The sequence below is a fragment of the Mycobacterium sp. E2989 genome, assembly GCF_001667595.1.
Taxonomy (GTDB): Bacteria; Actinomycetota; Actinomycetes; order Mycobacteriales; family Mycobacteriaceae; genus Mycobacterium.
Genome location: NZ_LZJX01000095.1, coordinates 13,927 through 36,400, shown reverse-complemented (window position 1 = coordinate 36,400; position 22,474 = coordinate 13,927). Strand labels below are relative to the sequence as shown.

Below are 22,474 nucleotides of genomic sequence, written 5' to 3'. Positions count from 1 at the left end.
GGTCAGGCGAACGCCTCCACCGGCGGGCACGAGCACACCAGGTTGCGGTCCCCGTAGGCGCCGTCGATGCGCCGCACCGGCGGCCATACCTTCGGCCGGAAGGCCTTGCCCAGCGGGTAGGCGGCCTCTTCACGCGTGTACGGGTGCTCCCAGTCGGTGACCAGCAGGCACTCGGCCGTGTGCGGCGCGCCCCGCAGCGGGTTGTCGTCGACCGGCCACTCCCCCGAACCCACCCGGTCGATCTCACCGCGGATGGCGATCATCGCTTCGCAGAAGGCGTCGACCTCGGTCAGCGTCTCGCTCTCGGTGGGCTCCACCATGAGCGTGCCCGCCACCGGGAAGCTCATCGTCGGTGCGTGAAAACCATAGTCCGCCAACCGCTTTGCGACGTCGTCGACGGTAACGCCGGTGGACTTGGTGATCGGCCGCAGGTCCAGGATGCATTCGTGGGCGACCATGCCGTTCTCCCCGGTGTAGAGCACCGGGAAGTACTCGTCGAGCCGGCGGGCGATGTAGTTGGCCGACGCGATGGCGGTCAGCGACGCCGCCCGCAGGCCGTCGGCGCCCATCATCCTGATGTAGGCCCAGCTGATCGGCAGGATCGAGGCCGAGCCGTAGGGCGCCGAGGACACCGGATGACCCTGCGGCAATTCCGGGGCGTGCGGGTGCCCGGGCAGGAACGGGGCCAGGTGCTCGCGCACCGCCACCGGCCCCACACCCGGTCCCCCGCCGCCGTGCGGGATGCAGAACGTCTTGTGCAGGTTCAGGTGGCTGACGTCGCCGCCGAACTTTCCGGGCCGGGCCAGGCCGACCAGCGCGTTGAGGTTGGCGCCGTCGACGTACACCTGGCCGCCGGCGTCGTGCACGGCCGCGCAGATCTCGGCGATGTCGTGCTCGTAGACGCCGTGGGTGGACGGGTAGGTGATCATCAGCGTGGACAGCTCGTCGCCGTGCTGAGTCACCTTGGCGCGCAGGTCATCCAGGTCGACGTCACCGTTGTCGTGGCAGGCCACCACGACCACCCGCATGCCGGCCAGCGCCGCCGATGCCGCGTTGGTGCCGTGCGCGCTGGACGGGATCAGGCAGATGTTGCGGTGCGGTTCGCCCCGGCTGGCGTGGTAGTCGTGGATGGCCAGCAGACCGGCGTACTCGCCCTGCGAGCCGGCGTTGGGTTGCAGCGACACGGCGTCGTACCCGGTGATCCGCACCAGCCAGGTCTGAAGGTCGCTGATCAGCCGGCGCAGCCCGGGCGTGTCGGACGCCGGGGCGAACGGGTGCTGGCGCGCGAATTCGGGCCAGGTGATCGGCTCCATCTCCGCGGCGGCGTTGAGTTTCATGGTGCAGGAGCCGAGCGGAATCATGCTGCGGTCCAAGGCGATATCCTTGTCCGCCAGCGTGCGCAGGTACCGCATCATCGCCGTCTCGGTGCGGTACTGCGTGAACGCCGGATGGGTCAGGAACTCCGACGTGCGGGTCGCGATGTCGACGCCTGCCGGCTCGGCCGCCGCGACCCCGAACGCCTCCAGCACGGCCGCCACGTGGGCGTCGGTGGTGGCCTCGTCGCAGGCGACCGAGACGTGGTCGGCGTCGACGCGCCACAGGTTGACGCCGTTCGCCTTGGCCGCGGCCACCACCTCGTCCGCGCGACCCGGGACCCGCGCCAGCACGGTGTCGAAGAAGGTGGCGTGGACCAGCGCGTCGCCGAGCGCCGCGGCGATGGCCTCGGCGTGGGCGTGCACCCGGCGGGCGATCGCGGCCAGCCCGTCGGCGCCGTGGTAGCTGGCGTACATCGCGGCCATCACCGCCAACAGCACCTGCGCGGTGCAGATGTTGCTGGTCGCCTTGTCCCGGCGGATGTGCTGCTCGCGGGTCTGCAGCGCCAGCCGGTAGGCCGGGGAGCCGTCGGCATCCAGCGACACGCCGACGAGCCGGCCCGGCAGCTGCCGGGCGTGCTTGGAGTGCACGGACAGGTAACCGGCGTGCGGACCGCCGAATCCCATTGGCACACCGAATCGTTGGGTCGTGCCGAACGCGACGTCGGCACCGATGTCGCCCGGCGGCGTGATCAGCGTGCACGCCAGCAGGTCGGCGCCGATGGCGATGAGCGCGCCACGGTCGTGCGCCTGTTGCACCAGCGCGGCCCAGTCGGTGATCCGGCCGCTCGCGCCGGGCAGCTGCGTGATGACGCCGAAGAAGTCGCCGTCGGGCAGGCCCGCGCTCAGGTCGGCGGTGACGATCTCGATGCCCAGCGGCCGCGCCCGCGTCGCCAGCACGGCCGCGGTCTGGGCGAACAGGTCGGCGTCGACGGCCAGCCGGTTCGACGTGCCGCGGGTCGCGCGGTGCATCAGCGTCATGGCCTCGGCGGCCGCGGTGCCCTCGTCGAGCATCGAGGCGTTGGCGACTTCGAGCCCGGTCAGGTCGGCCACCATCGTCTGGAAGTTCAGCAGCGCCTCCAGCCGGCCCTGGCTGATCTCGGGCTGGTACGGCGTGTAGGCGGTGTACCAGGCCGGGTTCTCCAGCACGTTGCGCAGCAGCACCGGCGGGGTGAGCGTGTCGTAGTAGCCCTGACCGATCATCGACACGGCCACCGTGTTTGCCTCGGCCATCGCCCGCAGCTCGGCCAGCGCCTCGGTCTCGGTGACGGCCGGCGGCAGCTCGTCCAGCCCGGGTGCCGCCCCGCCGCCGGTGAGCTTGTCGAGGATGCCGGCGGGGACGGCCTTGGCCGCCAGCTGGTCGAGCGAATCGACGCCGATGACGGCGAGCATGGTCGCGACGGCTTGGCCGTCCGGCCCGATGTGCCGGGCTGCGAAGGTTGATTGGTCGGGCACTGGCGAACTCCTACGGCGTCGACAAGGCAGAGGACGTGCGGTCCTCTCCCTCTGTCTTCACCCGATCGCCGGGCGCCTGAGAGATTCGGCGCGGGGTGCTGCCCGCGCGCCTTTCCCCATCGGCGGGTGCCGGGGATCGGCACCGCTTTCCAGAGGCATCGTTAACCCGCGCGGTCCGGGTGCCTGAGAGGTTAGCGGAGAGGTGTTGCTCCTTCGGCGCCCGTGACTGGCCGTCACGGAACTCTCCCGCACGAGTGCGATGCGTGCGCCAGTTTACCCGGCCGGGCGGCGCGGGTGCGCTTAACCGATCTTGCGGTCGCGGTGCTTGCGGCGGGACGCCAGCTCGTCTTCCGGCGCGGCGATGGACTCGCCCCCGTCGGCCCGCTCGCCGGGGAAGTCGGCGATCACCCCGGTGAGCTCGCGCATGGCGCCGGAGACGGCGATGCCGAACACGCCCTGCCCGCCCTGCAGCAGGTCGACGACCTCTTCGGCCGACGTGCATTCGTAAACCGTGGTGCCGTCGGAGAACAACGTGATGTTGGCCAGGTCCTGCACGCCGCGCTGGCGCAGGTGGTCGACCGCGACCCGGATGTTGTGCAGCGAGATCCCGGTGTCGAGCAGCCGCTTGACGATCTTGAGGACCAGGATGTCCTTGAACGAGTACAGCCGCTGGCTGCCCGAGCCCGCGGCGCTGCGGATCGACGGCACCACCAGCGAGGTGCGCGCCCAATAGTCCAGCTGGCGGTAGGTGATTCCGGCGATCTGGCAGGCGCTTGGGCCGCGGTAGCCCACCAGCTCGTCCGGCACGGAGTCGTCGGGAAACAGCCCGGGTTGCACGGGCGCTTCCGGCGCGGCGGTCGCGGTGTCAGCTAGGTCTAGCTGTTCTTGGCGTGGCTGCTCGCTCACGGTGCTTCCTCTCGCCGATCGCGCTATCGTTTCCAGCTGCGTCTCGTGGCTGGGTCGCAGCCACGTTTGCTCAGGCCCGAGTGCTAGAGAGCTTACGCTGTTCGATAGCTACCGCGCCCTTAAGTCGTGATCAAAGTATGGCCGCCGCCGGGCTAAGAGGGGGCGCTATCCGCCAGGCGTGTCGACATCCCGATGCCAGTTGAGACGCATCCGTGATGTCGGTGTCCAGGGTAGTACGCCCGCGGGGGCCTAGGTGGCCTTGAAATCGTCGGGCGACACGCTGTCGAGGAACTCCTTGAACTTCTCCACCTCGTCCTCGCGGACGGCGGTGCCGCCCTCTTCGTCGCTCTCGTCCGGGATGAGCAGGCCGGCCTGGGCCAGCACGGCCTCCTCGACGTAGATCGGGACGCCGACGCGCAGCGCGATCGCCACCGAATCCGAGGGCCGCGCCGACACCGTGATGTTGCGGTCGAAAACCAGGTCGGCGTAGAAGGTGCCCTCTTGCAGGTCGACGATGCGCACCTCCTTGAGCGAATGACCAAGCGCGGCAATCACATCCCTGATCAGATCGTGCGTCAGCGGGCGCGGCGGCTCGACGCCCTGCTGCTCGAGCGCGATGGCGGCGGCCTCCGATTGACCGATCCAGATCGGCAGGTAGCGGTCGCCGTCGGTTTCGCGCAGCAACAACACGGGCTGGTTCTGCGGCTGCTCCACGCGAATGCCGACAACACGAACTTCACCCATCTGTGTCTGCCCTCCGCATAGACCGCCGTTGTTCTTGGCGCAACGACGACGCCGAATTACCGCTGTGCCGCTGACAACCAAGCTATCGACGAAGTCTAGTCCTCAGCGATGGAGAACGTCGCGAACGGCCGATTTGATCAACGACGTGTGCAGGGTGATGGCCAGGGCGGCCACCTCACGCGCGAGGTCGTCGGCCCGATCGCGGGCGCCGGTCTTGCCGGCTTTGACTACCGGCCCGGCGATTTGGGCGATCAGGTCGGATTGCCGGTCGGCCGCCGAGCGGAACGCACGCAGGTGCCGCGGCTCGACACCGTACTCCGAAAGCGCCCGCGCGCACTGCAGGATGACGACGGCGTGTTCGTCGAAGAAGCCGCCGGGGCCGGTGGTGATCACGCCCGCCTTGAGCAGCGCCGTCAACAGATCGCCGTCGACGCCGGAGCGCTCCAGCAGATCCTCACGACTGAGCCGAATGCTCGACGGCGCCACCGCGGCCGCGTCGGACTTGGGCCCGGCGCCCGGCTCGTCGTCGGCCTCCCCGATTCCCGCCACCGAGACCAGGCGCGGCGCGGCGTAGGGCGAGCCGAACGGCGGCAGTTCGCCGTCGGGCTGGGCGTCCAGCTGCGCCCGAATGACCTTGAGCGGTAGGTAGTGATCGCGCTGCGCGGTCAGGATGAACCGCAACCTCGCGCAGTCGTACGCGGTGAATCTCCGATAGCCCGACGCGGCGCGCTGGGGCGTCACCAATCCCTCGGCCTCCAGGAAGCGAATCTTGGAGATCGTGACATCGGGAAAGTCCGGCCTCAACAGTTCCAGGACCGCCCCAATCGACATCCCGGCCAGTGCCGGGCTATCGGGTGCGCTCACTAGCCTCCGGATCCTCCATCCTCACCCTGCTTGGGCCCGGTCAGAAACACCAAGCGGAACTTGCCGATCTGCACCTCGTCGCCGTTGGCGAGCACCGCCGAGTCGACGGGCTCCCGATTGACGTAGGTGCCATTAAGGCTACCGACATCCACCACGTTGAATTCGTTGTTTTCCAACCTGAATTCGGCGTGGCGTCGACTGACGGTCACGTCGTCGAGGAAGATGTCGCTGTCGGGGTGCCGGCCGGCGGACGTGATGGGCTGGTCGAGCAGGAAGCGCGATCCGGCGTTCGGTCCCCGTTTGACGACCAGCAGCGCCGAGCCCGCCGGGAGGCCTTCGACCCCGGATACCGCGGTCTCGGTGCCCGCCTGGGCGGGGGCGTCCAGTTCGTTGAGGAAGTCGGCCCGGAAGACGGAGGTCGTCTCCACCGTGACTTCGTCAGAGGTCTGGTCGTTGTCCATGTCCGTCACGCGCTGCTCCTCACTGGCCGCTGTGGCGTTGTTTGACCGGGCCGCTCGGCCGGCTGCTTACTGGGTTTATTCGCCCGGTACTGCCGATTACTAAGACGGGTGGGTTCGAGTGTCGATCTGTCGACGGTACCGCGCATAGGTCTGCAATGTGGCCCCCACCCGACGATCGGAAGACCGATTTTCCGCCTTTCCCCCGCCGGTTCGCCGCACCGCTCGCGGCTGGCAGGCAGATTAGCAATCCTCATTCGGTCAGTGTTCCGCGGTAGGCCTCGGCGTCAAGCAGCGACGAGATGGCCGACTCCAATGCGGCGACGTCGGACACCTCGACATCCAGCAACCAGCCCGCGCCGTACGGGTCCGAGTTGACCAGCTGCGGGCTGCCCTCCAGGTCGGCGTTGACCGCGGCGACCTTGCCCGTAACCGGGGCGTACAAGTCCGACACCGACTTGGTCGACTCGACTTCGCCGAACGATTCGCCCGCGGTCAGTGCGGCGCCGACGTCGGGCAGCTGAACGAAGACGACATCGCCCAGCGCCGACTGGGCGAAGTCGGTGATCCCGACCCGCACGGTGGCATCCCCGCTTCGGCGAACCCACTCGTGTTCGGCGGTGTAGTGCAAATCGGGTGGGATATCGCTCACGAGTAGTCCTGTTCTGTCGACCGAAGTGCTCACTTGACGGGCTGAGCGTATTGGTGCGGTTTTGGTTGTCGCAAGGTGGTCACGTCCACCCGGTCGGCCTGCCGGACGGACATGCGCGCGCCGACGCGCTTGATGCTGTCCTCGGCGCCGCCCGGGATGTTCATCGCCGCGGCCAGGGTGGGTGGATCGCCAATCGCCAGAATCGAATACGGGGGTGACAGGGTCTTGGTGTCGATGGTCAGCGAGCCGGGCATACCCGCCACCCAGGTATCTACACCCACACGCACCGACTGGTGCGCGTCGTTGATCTCCATCGCCTCCGCTCCGGCGGCCCGCAGTTCGTTGATGACGTCGAGCATCACCTCCGGCGCGACGCCGGGACCGGGGTCGTCGATGGTGACGGTGACCCCCGGCCCGGTGGCCCCCACCGCGCCGGCCAGGATGGACAGGGCCGCCAGCTTGGCCTGGGCGGCCGCAATCGCGGCCTGGTCGTTGTTGCCGGACGCTTGCAGCGAATTCAGTGTGTTCTGCAGTTCGCTCACTTCGGCGTTCAACGTGGCCTCGCGCTGGCGCAACGAATCCAGCAACACCAACAGGTCCGCCGGGCGCGCCGTCTCCAGCGAGTCGCCCGACTCGTTCTGGCGGACCTGCGTGACGATGGCGACGCCCAGCAGCAGGCACAACAGCGTCGCCAACGTTCCGAACGCGAACCGGGAGCGGCCGCTGCGGACCAGCCCCGACAGCCCCGTGCGGCGCACCGCGCCGATCTGAGGGCGCGGGCGGTTTGCCGGCAGCTCGTGGCGGCCATGGGGCGAACGGCTTGCCGCGTCAGCACTTTCGGGGGCGCCGTCTGGCGGATCTTCGCTCACCATCACGCCCCGAACAGCCGGCGCCGCAGCGCGGCGGCGTTGCCGAAGATGCGGATCCCCAACACCACGATGATGGCCGTGGACAACTGCGTGCCCACACCCAACTGGTCACCGACGTAGACGATCAGCGCCGCCACGAGAACGTTGAACACGAACGAGATCACGAAGACTTTGGGGTCGAAGATTCGTTCCAGGTAGGCGCGCAACCCGCCGAACACCGCGTCGAGCGCGGCGACCACCGCGATGGGCAGGTAGGGCTGGACGACCTCCGGCACGGCGGGGTGGAAAACCAGGCCGAGCACGATGCCGATCGCCAGCGCCGCGATGCCGATCATGCCCGATTTCCCGTCCGCGAGCGCCGGGTGAGCGGATGAGAGAGGACTTTTCTCACTGTGGCCCAATCTGTTTGGCGAACTTGATATCGCGGATCGATCCGGCGGGCAGTGTCAGCCCGTCGGCCGCGTCCACGGTGACGACGACGCCGTAGGAGACCTCGAGGAGTTTGAGGCGCTGCCGGCCGGAGCTCTCGTCGAAGGTGTCCCGCATCGCGCGGGCCGGCCCCACCGCGAGGATCGTGTACGGGCTACTGGTGGGGTTGTTGTCGACCAGGATCGCCCCGCCGGCTTGCCGAATGGTCGCGTTGGGTCCGATGCGGACGCCGCCGACCGAAATCGCCTCGGCGCCACTGGCCCACAACGAGTTGACGACAAGCTGCAGGTCCCGGTCCAAGATGATCTGCCGGCTGCCGCTGACCCGCTGCTTGGACACGTCGGAAAGGTTGGGGCTGGCACCGGGATCCGTCACGATCACCTTCAGGCCGGGGCCGATGACCGCCCGGTTGGCCGCGGCCAGGCCGAGCGCGTCCAGACGCGCCAGCAGCCGCTGCCCTTCGGCGTCGTCGGCCAGCGCGCGGCGCTGCACGTCGTCGACGCGGGCGGACAGCTCGCTGCGCCGCTGGGCGAGCCTGGCGGCGGTCGTCTCGGTCGACCGCACGTTGCCCAGCAGGAGCTGCTGCGCCGAACGCACGCCGGGGGCGACCGAGCGGGCCTGCGCGACCGCGGCGGCGAAGACCGTCGCGATGAGCAGCGCCGCCAGCGCCTGCCACAGCCAGCCGAAGGCGCGTGCGCGCGCCCCGGGCGGGTCGGCGTCGCGACGCCTTTCTGCGGCCGCGGCGTAACCGGGATCCAGGTGCTCCGAGAGCAGGGCGCGCAGCAGCGAGGGCACCGGAATCAGCTGCGGACGCGACGCCACGTGGGCGCTGCGGCCGGCATTGGGGTCGTAGCCGCCGAGCAGGCGGTCCGGGTCAGCCATGCCGCGTCCTCTGGGGCCGGGAGGGCTCGTGTTTGAGCCTGGGCACCCGCCGGATGACCATGGTCATCTGCACCACGTACAGTGCGAACGCCCACAGGTAGGCGTACATGCCCCAGATCAGGAACGCCCAGCCGCAGGCCCCGACGACCCGGCTCCACAGCGCGTCCCAGGTCCCCAGCAGAACCAGCGGGAAGCCGGACATCAACGCGAACGTGGCGGCCTTGCCGATGTAGGTCACGGGCAGCGCGGACAACCCGCGGCTCCACAGCAGCGGCAGCGTCGCGGCCAGCAGCCCGTCGCGGGCCAGCAGGACGGCGACGAACCACCACGGCACGATCCCGCTGAGCGCCATCGTGACGGGAACGCAGATCATGTAGAGGCGGTCGACCGCCGGGTCGAGCAGGACGCCGAGCCGCGACGACTGGTCGAGCAGGCGGGCGATCTTGCCGTCGGCCCAGTCCGACGCGCCGCTGAACATCAGGATCCCGACCGCCCAGCCGTTGGCGTGCGCGAACAGCAGGGCGTAGACGAACACCCCGATGAGCACCAGGCGGATGACGCTCAGGGCGTTGGGCACCGTCAGCACCCGGTTCGGCGGAAGCTCCGGCTCCATGAGGCGTGACCTTAACGCGGGCGTATTGCGTTCCGTTAAACGGACCGACCCGGGCCCCGGCTTAGCGGAAGACCCCGGGCAGGCTCAGCGTGGACAGCGTGTCGTCGGACAGCGGGTTGTCGTTGACCATGTACGTCCACGTCGACGTCGGGCGGGCGAGCTTGGACAGGTCGAGGCCCTGCTCCTCCTCGAGCACGTTCGCCGTCTCGAAGGTCTGCTGCGCGGCCTCGATCGCGTCGGCGGCCAGCGACGCGAACGCGTCGACCGCCAGCCGGTGGAACTCGTCGAGCGGGTTCTGCCGGCCCAGCGCGCGCAGGTGGATGCTTTCGCGGATGTCGGCCAAATAGGCCAGGTGGTCGGCCCAGCCGCGGTCGAGGTGATAGAGCATGATCTGCCGGCAGATCTTCTCCAGGCGGTCCTCTTCGATGTCCTTGGCCAGCCGCTTGTACCGCTTGGGCGCCAGTTCGGCGAGCTCCTCGCGCGCGGTTGCGGTGCGCAGCAACGTGTTCCGGCGATCGACGATGATGGCGCGCTGCTGGGCGATCAACTGGTTGTAGCGCCAGGTATTGGCGTGCACGTCGAGCATCCGGCCCTCGGCGACGCGCTGCGCATGGTCGAGCAGCCCGGCCGCCCTGGGGCTGACGATCCGGCCGTCCTCGTCGGTTTCCATGGGCAGCTTGTTGTGGTCGAGGTTGGCCGCCACGACGTCGTCTTCCCAGCTGGAGAAGAACACCGACGAGCCGGGGTCGCCCTGCCGTCCGGCGCGCCCGCGCAGCTGGTTGTCCAGCCGCTCGGTGTGGTGTCGGCCCGTCCCGACCACGTGCAGGCCGCCGAGCTCGGCGACCCGGTCGTGGTCGGCTTCGTCGGAGCCCCCGAGCCGAATGTCGGTGCCCCGCCCCGCCATCTGCGTCGACACGGTGACCACCCCGTACTTGCCGGCCTCGGCGATGACCTCCGCCTCCTCGGCGTCGTTCTTGGCGTTCAGCACCACCGCGGGCACGCCGCGGCGCAGCAGCCGCTCGTGCAGTTCCTCGGATTCGGCCACGTCGCGGGTGCCGACCAGCACCGGCTGCCCGGTCTCGTGCACCTCGGCGATGTGCGCGACGACCGCGTCGTTCTTGGCGGCGGCGGTGATGTAGACGCGGTCGGACTCGTCCTCGCGAATGTTGGGTTCGTTCGGGGGAATTGGCGACACGCCCAGCTTGTAGAACTGGCGCAGCTGCTCCCCGGCGGCCAGCGCGGTGCCGGTCATGCCGCAGACGGTGTCATAGCGGTTGATCAGCGCCTGCACCGTGATGGTGTCGAGCACCTCGCCGGTTTCGGTGGTCTCGATGCCCTCCTTCGCCTCGACGGCGGCCTGCAGCCCGTCCGGCCAGCGTTGCAGTTGCGCGATGCGGCCGCGGGCGGCGTTGATCAGGTGCACCGCGTCGTCCCGGACGATGTAGTGCACGTCGCGTTGCAACAGCACGTGCGCGTGCAGCGCGACGTTGACCTCGGTCAGGGTGGTGCCGACGTGCTCCTCGGAATAGAGGTCGATGCCGCCGAGCGCCTTTTCCACCTTGCGCGCGCCGACGTCGGTCAGATGGACGTTGCGGCTGTCGGAGTCCGTGTCGTAGTCGGTGTCCGGGGAAAGCTCGCCGACCAGCTTGATGATCTCCAGCCGCGGCGTCTCGCGGTGGGTGGTGCCCGCCAGCACCAGCGGCACCAGGGCCTCGTCGACCAGCACCGAGTCGGCCTCGTCGATGAGGGCCACATCCGGGTTCGGCGACACCAGGTCGTCGACGTCGACCACGAGCTGGTCGCGCAGCACGTCGAACCCGATCTCGTTCACCGAGGCGTAGGTGACGTCGCAGCCGTAGGCGGCGCGGCGCTCCTCGCTGGTCGACTCGGCGGTGATCCAGCCGACGGTCAAACCCATCGCCTCGACGAGCGGGCCCATCCACTCCGCGTCGCGGCGGGCCAGATAATCGTTGATCGTCACCACGTGCACGTGCCGCCCGGCGAGGGCGTAGCCGGCGGCCGCGATCGCCCCGGACAGCGTCTTGCCCTCACCGGTGGCCATCTCGATGACGTCGCCGGCCAGCATGCGCAGCGCGCCCAGCAGCTGCACGTCGAACGGGCGCAGCGAGGTGGCCCGTTCGGCCGCCTCCCGGGCGATCGCGAGGAACTGCGAGATGTCGGCGGACTCCGCGAGCTCATCCAGTTTGAGCAGCCCGGCCGCCTTGCGAAGCTGCTCGTCCGTGAGGCCGGCGGCCTCCTCGTCGTACTCGGACGAGTCGGTGACCTGGGAAAGGGATCGGCTGCGGTTCTTTTCGGTGCTGGCGCCGAGCAGTTTCCAGAATCGGCTGCTCAGGCGGCCGGGTTGCGGGCGGCTGGTCTTTGGCACAGGTCAACGGTACGCGGTGCGCGGACCCACCCGGCTCATCAGGCGAGGTTGGACCGGCGCGGATAGGCGATGCTCGGGTCGGTGAGGACGTTGACCACCGACGGCAGGCCGCTGGCGAAGGCGCGTTCCAGCGCCGGCCGCAGCTCGGCCGGCGCGGAGACCAGCTCGCCGTGGCCGCCCAGGGCGCGCACCACCTCGTCGTAGCGGGTGCCGGGACGCAGTTCCGCCACGACCGAGTAGCCGTACAACGCCTCCATGGGGTGCTTCTCCAGGCCCCAGATCCCGTTGTTGCCGATCACCGAGACCACGGGCACGTTGTGCCGGACCAGGGTGTCCCATTCCATCCCGCTGAAGCCGAACGCGCCGTCGCCCTGCAGCAGGACGACCTGACGGTCCGGCCGGGCCAGCTTGGCGGCCAGGGCGTAACCGGGGCCCGAGCCGAGGCAGCCGTACGGGCCGCTGTCCAGCCAGCAGCCCGGCTGGTAGCTGTCGATGACCCGCCCGGCGTAGGACCCGAAGTCGCCGGCGTCGATCACCACGATGGCGTCGCGATCCAGCATCGGCGCGAGTTCGGCGTACACCCGCATCGGATGCAGCGGGGTGCGGTCGTCGGCCAGTTCGGCCTTTTCCTTTGCCCGCGCCGCGGTTTCCGCCGCCCGCAGTTCGTCGATCCAGTCCTGGTGGTCGCTGCGGCCCCCGGGGGCCAGCGCCGCCAGTATCGACAACAGGTCGCCGTACAGTTCGGCCTCGACCGGGCGGGGATGTTTGCGTTCGGGTTCGGCACGGTCGGCCACGATGAGCCGCGTCTGCGGCCCGAACACCGCCCCGAAGCCCAGCCGGAAGTCCATCGGCACGCCGACGATCAGCGCAACGTCGGCCTCCCCCAACGCTTTTCCGCGCACCCGCGAGAACGCCAACGGGTGATCGGCGGGCACCGCGCCGCGGGCCATCCCGTTCATCAGCACCGGGATCTGCAGTTCCTCGGCGAGCCGTAGCAGGGCCGCCTCCCCGTGCCCCCACCACAGGTTGGTGCCCGCCATGATCACCGGCCGCCGCGCGGCGGACAGGGCGCTGGCGGCCCGGCCGAGCGCCTCGCCGTCGGGAGCGGGCCCCGGCGGCAGGTCGGCGAGGGCGCCGGGGCGGCCGTGATCCTCGGACATGGAAAAGACGTGGTCCATGGGGAAGTCGACGAAGCCGACGCCCGAGGGCGCGCCGACCGCCGCCCGCAACGCCTCGTCGACGAGCCGGCCGGCGTCCTCGGCCGACTGGGCCGTGGCGGCGAACCGCGCCAGCGGCGCCACGAACGGCACGTGGTCGATCTCCTGCAGCGAGCCCATGCCCCAGCGCTGCGCGGGCGCCCGGCCACCCAGCACCACCAGGGGTGAGCAGTTCTGCTGCGCCGCCGCCATCGCGCTCATCCCGTTGGTGACGCCCGGTCCCGCGGTGAGAGCGGCAACGCCGGGCACCCTGGTGACCTTCGACCAGCCCTCGGCGGCGAAGGCGGCGGTCTGCTCGTGGCGGGTGTCGATCAGCCGAATGCCCTCCTCGCGGCAGCCGTCGTAAACGGAGAACAGGTGGCCGCCGGACAACGTGAAGACGGTGTCGACCCCGCTGGCCCGCAGCCGGCGCGCGACCAGCCGGCCGGCGTGCAATGTTTGTGTGGGGATGGCGTCGGTGCTCATAACCGCAGCCTATCCAGATCCTTCCGGTACCTTCGCCGAAGGATTTGAAGTTCCAGCACAGTCCACCGGCTCGATCGTGAGGAGATAGCGACCATGGGCCCAAAGCCGTTCAAGCCCTCGATCGACTGGTCGGCCGCTGCCGTGGATTCCCTGCGGTGGGTCGCCATCGCGTGGTTGATCAGCGTCGTGTCTCTCTTCCTCGCGCTGGTGGCGTTCAGGTACCTCACGCCGTGGGGGCGGCAGTTCTGGCGGATCACCCGCGGCTACTTCGTCGGGGCGCGCAGCGTGGGTGTGTGGCTGATGCTCGGCGTGTTGTTGCTGTCGGTGCTGCTGTCGGTGCGGCTCACGGTGTTGCTCAGCTACCAGGGCAACGATCTGTACACGGCGGTGCAGAAGGCGGTGCAGGGCGTGGCGGCCGACGACGACGCGGTCAAACAGTCCGGCATTCACGGCTTCTGGATGTCGATCGCCATCTTCAGCGTGCTGGCCACGCTGTACGTCATCCGGTTCATGATCGACATCTACCTGACGCAGCGGTTCATCATCGCCTGGCGCATGTGGCTGACCGCCCACCTCACCGACGACTGGCTCGACGGCAGGGCCTACTACCGGGACCTGTTCATCGACAACACGATCGACAACCCCGACCAGCGCATCCAGCAGGACATCGACATCTTCACCGCGAATGCCGGTGGTACGCCGAACATTCCGTCGAACGGGACCGGCAGCACCCTGCTGTTCGGGGCGGTCAACGCGGTGGCCTCGGTGATCTCGTTCGCGGCGATCCTGTGGAACCTGTCCGGAAACCTCAACGTGTTCGGCGTCGACTTCCCCCGCGCGATGTTCTGGACGGTCCTGGTGTATGTGTTCGTCGCCACGCTGGTCGCCGTCTGGCTGGGGCATCCGCTGATCCGGCTGAGCTTCAACAACGAGAAACTCAACGCCGCGTTCCGGTATGCCCTGGTGCGCTTGCGGGATGCCGCCGAGGCCGTCGGCTTCTACCGCGGCGAGCGCGTCGAGCGGTCGCAACTGTGGCGCCGGTTCACCCCGATCATCGACAACTACCGCAAGTTCGTGCGCCGGACCATCATCTTCAACGGCTGGAACTGGTCGGTGTCGCAGGCGATCGTCCCGCTGCCGTGGGTGATTCAGGCGCCGCGCTTGTTCGCCGGGCAGATCGACTTCGGTGACGTCGGGCAGAGCGCGACCGCCTTTGGCAACATTCACGATTCGTTGTCGTTCTTCCGGAACAACTACGACGCCTTTGCGGCCTTCCGCGCGGCCATCATCCGGTTGCACGGGCTGGTCGACGCCAACAGCCAGGGCCGCGCGCTGCCGAGCATGCTGGTCAAGCCCAGCGAAGAATCGGCCGTCGAACTCCGCGACGTCGAGGTGCGCACGCCGGGCGGCGACCGGTTGATCGACCCGCTGGATGTTCAACTGGCCGAAGGTGATTCGCTGGTGATCACCGGGCGCTCCGGTGCCGGCAAGACCACGCTGCTGCGCAGTCTCGCCGAGCTGTGGCCGTATGCTTCCGGGACCCTGTGCCGCCCGGACGGCGACAACGCGACGATGTTCCTGTCGCAGCTGCCGTACGTGCCGCTGGGCAACCTGCGCACCGTGGTGTGCTACCCGAACTCACCGGACGGCGTCTCCGACGACGAGCTGCGTGAGGTGCTGAACAAGGTCGCCCTGGCCCCCCTGCTCGATCGGCTCGAGGAGGAACGGGATTGGGCCAAGGTGCTTTCGCCCGGCGAGCAGCAGCGTGTCGCCTTCGCGCGGATCCTGCTCACCAAACCCAAGGCGGTGTTCCTGGACGAGGCCACCTCCGCGCTGGACGAGGGGCTGGAATTCGCGCTCTACCAACTGGTGCGGACCGAACTGCCGGACTGCGTGGTCGTGAGCGTCAGCCACCGGCCCACCGTCGAGCAGCACCACGAACAGGAGCTGCAACTGCTCGGTGGCGGACCGTGGCGGCTGGGTCCCGTGGAGGAGAAGAAGGAGCCCGCGCGGGTCTAGCGCGCTCGGGCCGCGTGCGCTCCGGCGCGGCGCCCGAAGAACGAGCCCTCCCCCAGCTGCGTGCCACTGGCGTAACCCTTGCCATCCTGGGCGATATTCGAGGCGCACGCCCCGGCCGCGTACAACCCCGGCACCACGGTGCCGTCCGCGCGCAGCACCTCACCGTCCACGGACGTGGCCAGCCCGCCGATGGTGAAACCGGCATACATCGCCTTGCCCAGCGACATGTCGAACGCGCCCCACGGCCCGTGATCCTGTGCCGCAAGGAATTCCGGTTGCTTGTGAAAATCGGGGTCCTCGCCGCGGGCGGCGTTGGCGTTGTACCGGTCCAGCGTGGCAACGAGGTTGCCCTCCGGAATGCCAAGCGCCGCTTCCATTTCCGGCACAGTTTCCCACCCGTCGATGAGCGGGACCAGCGGCATCTTGGGGTGCTCGAGGTGCGCCTCGTCGACGATGAGGAACGCCGCGCTGTCCGGCTGGTCCATGATGAACCCCGAGGTCCTGGAATGGTATGAGTCCTCGGCCACGAAGCGCTGCCCGAGCTTGTTCACGATGATCCCGGTCAACAGGATCGACGGCGGGTACGGCGGGGCCGTGATGAAGATCTGATCCATGTGCTCGGTGGCGCCCCCGGCCGACACGCCCATCCGGATGCCCAGCCCGTCGTCGTAGGTGTTGCCCAGCACGAACGGCTTCTCGGCCAGCTTCGGCGTGTACTTGGCAACCATCTCCGGGTTCATCACGAAGCCCCCGGCAGCGATGATCACCGACTTTGCCTTCACCGCACCGGTTTCGGCGAAGTGCTTCCACATGACACCGCTGACCGCGCCCGAACCGTCCACGATGAGCTCGGTTGCACCCGTCTCGTACCGGATCTGCACGCCCAGGCTCGCGGCACGCTTCAGCAGCAGGTCGATCACCATGCTGGCGCCCCCGGTGTCGCCGGGCACGGGCACCTTGTGGCCACGCGGCGCCGGCACCGCCTTCTCCAGGAAGGGCCACACCTTCTCGTTGCCGGTGAACATCAGGCCCTCGGTGTTGGGCTGGATGACCGCCTTGCCCGGGAAGTAGCTGCGCTCGAACTGAAAACCCAAGTCTTCCAACCAGTTGAAGTGCTCGACGCTGCCTTCGCAGTACGCCCGGATTTTGTCGTGGTCCGGCTTCCGGGACACGGCCACCAGGTACTTGTACATCTCCTCCGGCGAATCCGGGTGGCCGGTCGCTTCCTGCACCGCCGTTCCCCCACCCAGGTAAAAATGGCCGCCCGCAAGCGAAGTCGTGCCGCCGGCCGCCGCCGCGCGCTCCAGCACCAGCACCCGCCCCCCGGCGGCCGCCGCGCTGACCGCCGCGCAGCCGCCCGCGATGCCGAAGCCGATCACCACCACGTCGACGTCATCGGACCACGAATTGACGTCGTCCGCGCTGACGGTGGCCGGTATCTCGGTGCTCATTGGCGCCACTCCTCCTCATTGCTGTGCACTGCATCGTCGCCGGCGCGGCTCATAGGCGCTGCTCCTGTTTGATGTAGTCGTAAAACGCCCTCATCTCGGGCGCAATGTAGGCGATCTCCACGAACGGCACCGCCGCCCGCGGCGCCGACACGTACGCGAATTGGATACCGCCGGGCATCACGCCTTGCTGCACCACGGGGGCCCCGAACTGCACTGCCTCGGCCAGCACCGCGTCGAACTGCTCCGGGCTTTCCACCTCCATGCAGATGTGGTGCAGACCCGGCGCGGATTCGCGCAGAAAGTCACTATAGATGTTCTCCCCGCTGACCGGCTGGATCAGTTCCAACTGCATGTCACCGAGATAGCTCAGCGAGATGCTGGCAACGAAATCGGCGGGCTTTCCGAGGTAGCTGCAGGTGTCCGGAGCAAAGTGCACCTCGGGTATCCGCACCCACTTGCGCACACCTAACAGGCCGGTGAGGGCGGTTTCGGTGGCATCCAGGTCGGTGGTAACCCACGCGATCTGCGTCGGCGACTGAACGGGAAGGGTCATCGTCTCGCAGGATAGTCCAGCGGCCCGCACGCCAGAAAGGGCCGCGAAAACTTTGCCATCGCGGGCCGTCGCGCCGCCGGGACGGCCGGGTGAACATGTTCTAATTCGGCCGGCCGGCCGGTCAGTGCTGGCCCAGCACGTCCACCAGGAGGCGCACCTGCGTGTCGAACACCGCCTCGGGGTCGGTGAGGGTGTCGGCGCCGTACTGCCCAAACACCTCGAGGCTGATCGCGCCCAACACCCCGGCCCACAGCAGGAAACATTTGGCCACGACCCGGTCATCGCCGGGAAACCCGAACTCGTGGCGAATCCGCTCGAAGTCCGACGACATTGGTTGCGGTGCAACGACATCGGTCAGCCTGATGTCACCGGTGGCGATCCCGGACGCGACGGCGTCGAAGAAGGCCGCGACCACGCGGGTTCCGACCGCCACGGTGCGCTCCGGCGGGGCGTGATAGCCGGGCACGGGGCTGCCGTAGAGCAGGGCCCAGCGGGAGGGGTGCGCGACGGCCCACCGCCGCACCGCACGCGCGATGGCGACGACATCCTCGCTCCACAGCTCCCCGACAGTCTCGCGGGCGCGGTCCACGGCGTCGGCCAGGTCCGAGTAGGCGTCCACCAGCAGCAGGGTCAGCAGCTCGTCGCGGCTGGACACATATCGATAGACGGCCGAGGACACCATGCCCAGGTCCCGGGCGATCGCGCGCACGGACAGCCCGGCCGCGCCGCGCTCGACCAGCTGCCGGCGACCGAGCTCGACGATGCGCGCCTCGATCTGCTCCCGGGTTTCCTGGCGTTTGCCCACGCGGCCAGTCTGGCACAACCGAGATCACCGCTCTTGCTTTCTTGCCAGGACTGTGGCAGTGTCGCCGATTTAGAGAGCACCGCTCTCGGTAAGTTTGCGAGGGAGGACGCGACATGTCGACGCGATACGAAGAGCCGAACGCCGCCGCACGGGCCGCCAACGCGGTGATCCGGTGGCTTGCCGAACTGGGGATTAGCATCGCCGGGACCCGCGCGCTGCGGGTCCGCGGGCGCAAGTCCGGGAAACCGCGGGCGGTGGTCATCAACCTGTTGACCGTCGACGGCGTGGACTACCTGGTGTCGCCGCGCGGCAACACCCAGTGGGCGCGCAACGTCAGGGCGGCGGGCGTCGTCGAAACGGGCCCCCGCTGGCGCAGGCGGCGCGCCCGGGTCAGCGAGGTGGCCGACTCGGCCAAGCCGGAACTGCTGCGACGCTATCTGGACCGCTGGTATTGGCAGGTCAAGGGCTACGTCGGCGGGCTGACGCCGGACAGCACCGACGAACAATTCCGCGCCGCCGCGCCCACGATCCCGGTGTTCGCCCTCGCGCAGGCCGAAGCGCCCCGCTGAGTTCCCTTAGCGGGCCCCGCCCCGCGCCACCCCGAGGTCCTCCCGGACCTCTTCGGAAGTGGCCCGCCACGACACCGCCGCCGGGAAGTCCCCCCAGACGCTGTTGAAGATGCCGACGAGCAGCCCGGGGCCGGCGCTGGACGGCAAGTACACCGGGCCGCCCGAATCGCCGTTGTGGCTCTGCACGCCGTGCGACATGGTGAACCAGCCGTTGTTCACGCTTTCCACCGTCCCGCAGGTTTCGCCCGTGCTCACCCCGAAGTGACAGATCGCCTGGCCGGGGGCCAGCGCGGCGGCCGGGTTCGAGATCAGTTGCCGCCCGCCCGGCAGGACGTTGTTCGCCAGCACGCCGTTGTCCAGCACGATCGCCTCGTAATCGGTGATCAACTGGTCGGTGGCCACCGTCGTGCCACTGGGGGTGTTGTCCCGGAAGGCGGCCAGCCGGCCGATGACCGCGCCACCCCGGTCGGTCACGACCCCGCCTTCGCCGCGGCAGTGGCCCGCGGTGAACGCGATTTTGAGACTGGGGTCGACGTAACCCAGCGTGCAGACGCGGTTGCCCTGGTGGATCTCCATGCCCGGATATACCGCGACGGGATCGGCCTCGGCCGGCGCAGGGGGCATCGATTGCGCGAGCGCGGCGACGGTGATCGACGCGGTGAAAGCGCGCATTGCCAGGCGACGCACCATCAACTCCGATCCGTCGGGGCCCAAATCTCGACCGATTCGAGATTACGGCGTGACTTTCCGTTACGCAGAAGTCTTCGCGCCGTGAAGTCCCCGCGTTACGGCGAAGTCGCCAGCGGGACGGTCGCCTCGCCGGCTTCCGCGGTGCGCGGCGCCCAGCCCGGTGGCCCGAAAACGTAGCCCAGACGATCGCGCAGGCGGTTTGCCGATCGCCAGTCGCGGGCGATCGCGACGTATTCGCGGGTCTGCAGCTTCCAGATGTTGAACGTGTCGACCTGCTTGGTGAGGCCGTAGTGGGGGCGGAACAGTTCGGGCTGGAAGCTGCCGAACAGCCGGTCCCAGAGGATCAGGATGCCGCCGTAGTTCTTGTCCAGATAGATCTGGTCCATCCCGTGGTGCACCCGGTGGTGCGAGGGGGTGTTGAAGACGAATTCGAACGGGCGCGGCAGCTTGTCGATGCGCTCGGTGTGGATCCAGAACTGGTAAATCAGGTTCAGCGACCAGCTGAAGTACACCATCCAGGGGGGAAGGCCCAAGAGCGGCAACGGAACCCACATCAAGACCTCGCCGCTGTTGTTCCACTTCTGGCGCACCGCGGTGGCGAGGTTGTAGTACTGGCTCGAGTGGTGGGCCTGGTGCGTCGCCCATACCAGTCGGACCCGATGAGCCATCCGGTGGTAGCCGTAGTACAGCAGGTCGACGCCGACAAGCGCGACGACCCAGGTGTACCACTTGGCCGGCGAGAGGTGCCACGGCGCCAGGTAGGCATAGATCGCGGTGTAACCCAGCAGCGCGAGCGCCTTCCAGCCGGCGCTGGTGGCGATCGAGACCAGGCCCATCGAGATGCTCGTCCACGAGTCGCGGGTCAGGTACGCGCCGGATCCGGGCCGCTCCTCAGTGGTCTGGGAGGCCTCGCTGCGCTGCAGCTTGCGGGCCGCGGTCCATTCGATGGCCAACAGCAATAGGAAGAACGGGATGGCGAACAGCACCGGGTCGCGCACCTGCGGGGGCAGCGCGAACCAGAACCCGATGACAGCATTCACACCGATAGATTACGACCATCGGCCGACTCTGGTAACGGCCCGTACCAAATGAGGTATTGAGCACTTGACCGCTGTGCTGGTGATCGGCTCGGGGTTCGCCGGGTTATGGGCGGCACTCGGCGCGGCCCGGCGCTGCGACGAGCTCGCCATCCCGGCGGGCAGCGTCGACATCACCGTCGTGAGTGCCAAACCCTTCCACGACATCCGGGTGCGTAACTACGAAGCCGACCTGACGCCCTGCCGGATTCCGCTCGCCGACCTGCTCGACCCCGTTGGGGTGGCGCACGTTGCCACCGAGGTGACCGGCATCGACACCGACGCCCGAACAGTCGCCACCTCGAGCGGGGTGACCTATCCCTACGACCGGCTGGTGCTGGCGTCGGGCAGCCACGTCGTCAAACCCGCCATCCCGGGCCTGCGGGAACACGGCTTCGACGTCGACACCCATGCCGGCGCCCTGGCGCTGCGGGACCATCTGCGTCGGCTCGCCGACGGAGCGCCGACGGCCGCGGCGGCCACGGTCGTCGTCGTCGGGGCGGGGCTGACCGGCATCGAAGTGGCCTGCGAGCTGCCGGAGCGGTTGCGGGGACTGTTCGCCGCGAGCGGCGCCACTCCCCGGGTGGTGCTGCTGGATCGCGGCCGCATCGGCTCCGATATGGGCGCGGCAGCGCGCCCGGTGATCGAAGAAGCCCTGTCGGCCAACGGCGTCGAGGCGCGGGCAGGGGTGGGCGTCACCGCGATCAGCGAGCGCGGCGTGTCGCTGACTTCGGGCGAGCACCTGGCGGCGGCCACGGTGGTGTGGTGCGCCGGAATGCGGGCGAGCCCGCTGACCGAGCAGCTGCCGGTGGCGCGCGACGGCCTGGGGCGGGTCATCGTCGACGACTATCTGCGGGTGATCGGACTGCCCGCGGTCTTCGCCGCGGGCGACGTCGCGGCGGCCCGCATGGACGACGACCACCTGTCGGTGATGTCGTGCCAACACGGCCGCCCGATGGGGCGCTACGCCGGGTACAACGTCATCAGTGACCTGTTCGGCGAGCCGCAGCTGGCCCTCCGAATCCCTTGGTACGTCACGGTTCTCGACCTCGGGCCCGCGGGGGCGCTCTACACCGAGGGGTGGGATCGGGCGGTGGTGTCCGTCGGTGCCCGGGCCAAGGACACCAAGCGGACCATCAATACCCGCCGGATCTATCCGCCGTTGACCGGCAACCGCGCCGACCTGCTGGCCGCGGCCGCGCCGGAGCTGCAGTCGCGCCCCTAGCCGCGGCTGTCCGACTGCGCCTCGTCGCCGGCGTACCACTGGACCGCACGGACCCCGGGTTGCAGGGACAGCTCGGCCACCAGCCGCTCCAGCCGCGATGGCGCATCCCCGTCCATGAGCAGGTGCGCGGTCAGGGTGATCTCGTCGTCGCCGTCGGCCCGCCCGGTGTGGATGCCGCGCAGCGTGATGTCGTTGCCGTTGGCGTGCTGCACGATCTGGGCGCGCGCGTACTTCTCGTGTTTCGGGCGGGCGATCACCTGCACCAGGTAGGGCCGCAGGCTTTCGTCCTCGTCGCCGGTGTTGTCGCGGTCGATCAGCCGGCCCAGCGGGCGCCCGAACACATGGATGGCGATGACCGTGCCGGTGCCGATCAGGGTGAACACCAGATGCCCGGACGCGGCCAGGACGCCGATCGCCGCGGAGCACCACAGGGTGGCGGCGGTGTTGAGGCCCCGGACGTTGACGCCTTCCCGCAGGATCACGCCACCGCCGAGGAAGCCGATGCCGGACACCACATACGACGCGACCCTGGTCGGGCTGGTGTCCGTGGTGGCGACGGCGTACAGCACGAACAAGGTGGCGCCGGCCGCGACCAGCGCGTTGGTGCGCAATCCGGCCCGGCGCGCCCGCCATTGCCGTTCCAGGCCGATGAGGGCGCCGCAGCCCACCCCGACGGCGAGCCGGAGCGCGAAATCGGCGACGCTGAGCGTATCCATGGCACTCCTTCTCCTCGGGCCGCGTACGCTGCCGTAGCCGCAGCTAACCAGGCTCAG

General features: G+C 69.0%; 21 protein-coding genes and 1 riboswitch. Of the genes, 3 read left to right on the top strand and 18 right to left on the bottom strand.

Annotated features, from left to right (window positions below; translation table 11 throughout):
- Positions 1-2: 2 nt before the first annotated feature.
- The 12 genes from gcvP to A5680_RS16385 form a co-directional block, all read right to left on the bottom strand.
- Entirely contained in the window at positions 3-2,828 is a 2,826-nt protein-coding gene (gene gcvP / locus A5680_RS16440; protein ID WP_067821149.1) for an aminomethyl-transferring glycine dehydrogenase, read from the bottom strand.
- 161 nt (positions 2,829-2,989) lie between these two features.
- Positions 2,990-3,087, bottom strand: a riboswitch (glycine riboswitch).
- A 41-nt stretch (positions 3,088-3,128) separates the two neighbouring features.
- On the bottom strand, positions 3,129-3,734 hold the full coding sequence (locus tag A5680_RS16435; protein ID WP_067821146.1) for a MerR family transcriptional regulator: 606 nt from the start codon (positions 3,732-3,734) through the stop codon (positions 3,129-3,131).
- Positions 3,735-3,983: 249 nt separating this feature from the next.
- Positions 3,984-4,478, bottom strand: coding sequence for a bifunctional nuclease family protein (locus A5680_RS16430; RefSeq protein ID WP_007170013.1), 495 nt, complete (start codon positions 4,476-4,478; stop codon positions 3,984-3,986).
- Between the two features lie 102 nt (positions 4,479-4,580).
- Positions 4,581-5,342, bottom strand: a complete 762-nt coding sequence (locus A5680_RS16425; protein ID WP_055404169.1) for a MerR family transcriptional regulator — start codon at positions 5,340-5,342, stop codon at positions 4,581-4,583.
- Positions 5,342-5,803: a glycogen accumulation regulator GarA gene (gene garA / locus A5680_RS16420; protein ID WP_369817909.1), complete on the bottom strand. Its 462-nt coding sequence runs from the start codon at positions 5,801-5,803 to the stop codon at positions 5,342-5,344. The genes A5680_RS16425 and garA overlap by 1 nt, the downstream gene beginning before the upstream one ends.
- A 250-nt stretch (positions 5,804-6,053) precedes the next feature.
- Positions 6,054-6,452, bottom strand: coding sequence for a glycine cleavage system protein GcvH (gcvH, locus tag A5680_RS16415; RefSeq protein ID WP_067821140.1), 399 nt, complete (start codon positions 6,450-6,452; stop codon positions 6,054-6,056).
- Positions 6,453-6,481: 29 nt separating this feature from the next.
- Positions 6,482-7,321, bottom strand: a complete 840-nt coding sequence (locus A5680_RS16410) for a DUF881 domain-containing protein (protein ID WP_055404181.1) — start codon at positions 7,319-7,321, stop codon at positions 6,482-6,484.
- A 2-nt stretch (positions 7,322-7,323) separates the two neighbouring features.
- Positions 7,324-7,656, bottom strand: a complete 333-nt coding sequence (locus tag A5680_RS16405) for a small basic family protein (protein WP_067821137.1) — start codon at positions 7,654-7,656, stop codon at positions 7,324-7,326.
- A gap of 52 nt (positions 7,657-7,708) precedes the next feature.
- Positions 7,709-8,632, bottom strand: coding sequence for a DUF881 domain-containing protein (locus A5680_RS16400; RefSeq protein ID WP_055404165.1), 924 nt, complete (start codon positions 8,630-8,632; stop codon positions 7,709-7,711).
- Positions 8,625-9,245, bottom strand: a complete 621-nt coding sequence (locus A5680_RS16395) for a CDP-alcohol phosphatidyltransferase family protein (RefSeq protein ID WP_055404164.1) — start codon at positions 9,243-9,245, stop codon at positions 8,625-8,627. The genes A5680_RS16400 and A5680_RS16395 overlap by 8 nt, the downstream gene beginning before the upstream one ends.
- A 61-nt stretch (positions 9,246-9,306) precedes the next feature.
- The gene (gene secA2, locus A5680_RS16390) at positions 9,307-11,631 is read right to left on the bottom strand and encodes an accessory Sec system translocase SecA2 (RefSeq protein WP_067821134.1); all 2,325 of its coding nucleotides are present in this window, start codon (positions 11,629-11,631) and stop codon (positions 9,307-9,309) included.
- A 38-nt stretch (positions 11,632-11,669) separates the two neighbouring features.
- Positions 11,670-13,313 (bottom strand): acetolactate synthase, encoded by a 1,644-nt coding sequence (locus A5680_RS16385; protein WP_067821131.1) that lies wholly within the window; start codon positions 13,311-13,313, stop codon positions 11,670-11,672.
- A gap of 93 nt (positions 13,314-13,406) precedes the next feature.
- Here A5680_RS16385 and A5680_RS16380 point away from each other — a divergent pair, with 93 nt between their 5' ends.
- On the top strand, positions 13,407-15,332 hold the full coding sequence (locus A5680_RS16380; protein WP_067821127.1) for an ABC transporter ATP-binding protein/permease: 1,926 nt from the start codon (positions 13,407-13,409) through the stop codon (positions 15,330-15,332).
- On the opposite strand, the gene A5680_RS16375 is transcribed toward A5680_RS16380, so the two are convergent.
- The 3 genes from A5680_RS16375 to A5680_RS16365 form a co-directional block, all read right to left on the bottom strand.
- The gene (locus tag A5680_RS16375; RefSeq protein ID WP_067821124.1) at positions 15,329-16,783 is read right to left on the bottom strand and encodes an FAD-binding protein; all 1,455 of its coding nucleotides are present in this window, start codon (positions 16,781-16,783) and stop codon (positions 15,329-15,331) included. The two genes, A5680_RS16380 and A5680_RS16375, sit on opposite strands and share 4 nt — an antisense overlap.
- Positions 16,784-16,832: 49 nt before the next feature.
- A complete protein-coding gene (locus A5680_RS16370; protein WP_067821121.1) occupies positions 16,833-17,336 on the bottom strand; it encodes a VOC family protein in 504 nt (167 codons plus the stop codon).
- A gap of 121 nt (positions 17,337-17,457) precedes the next feature.
- The gene (locus A5680_RS16365; protein WP_197281309.1) at positions 17,458-18,141 is read right to left on the bottom strand and encodes a TetR/AcrR family transcriptional regulator; all 684 of its coding nucleotides are present in this window, start codon (positions 18,139-18,141) and stop codon (positions 17,458-17,460) included.
- 113 nt (positions 18,142-18,254) lie between these two features.
- Here A5680_RS16365 and A5680_RS16360 point away from each other — a divergent pair, with 113 nt between their 5' ends.
- Positions 18,255-18,710: a nitroreductase/quinone reductase family protein gene (locus A5680_RS16360; RefSeq protein WP_055404896.1), complete on the top strand. Its 456-nt coding sequence runs from the start codon at positions 18,255-18,257 to the stop codon at positions 18,708-18,710.
- 6 nt (positions 18,711-18,716) lie between these two features.
- Here the strand turns inward: A5680_RS16360 and A5680_RS16355 are convergent, their stop codons facing one another.
- The gene (locus A5680_RS16355; RefSeq protein ID WP_055404904.1) at positions 18,717-19,400 is read right to left on the bottom strand and encodes a hypothetical protein; all 684 of its coding nucleotides are present in this window, start codon (positions 19,398-19,400) and stop codon (positions 18,717-18,719) included.
- Between the two features lie 95 nt (positions 19,401-19,495).
- Complete coding sequence (locus tag A5680_RS16350) at positions 19,496-20,440, bottom strand: sterol desaturase family protein (RefSeq protein WP_055404897.1); 945 nt, start codon at positions 20,438-20,440, stop codon at positions 19,496-19,498.
- A gap of 64 nt (positions 20,441-20,504) precedes the next feature.
- On the opposite strand from A5680_RS16350, the gene A5680_RS16345 reads away from it, so the two are divergent.
- Positions 20,505-21,701: an NAD(P)/FAD-dependent oxidoreductase gene (locus A5680_RS16345; protein WP_067821114.1), complete on the top strand. Its 1,197-nt coding sequence runs from the start codon at positions 20,505-20,507 to the stop codon at positions 21,699-21,701.
- Here the strand turns inward: A5680_RS16345 and A5680_RS16340 are convergent.
- A complete protein-coding gene (locus A5680_RS16340; protein ID WP_055404899.1) occupies positions 21,698-22,417 on the bottom strand; it encodes an MgtC/SapB family protein in 720 nt (239 codons plus the stop codon). The two genes, A5680_RS16345 and A5680_RS16340, sit on opposite strands and share 4 nt — an antisense overlap.
- Between the last annotated feature and the right edge of the window lie 57 nt (positions 22,418-22,474).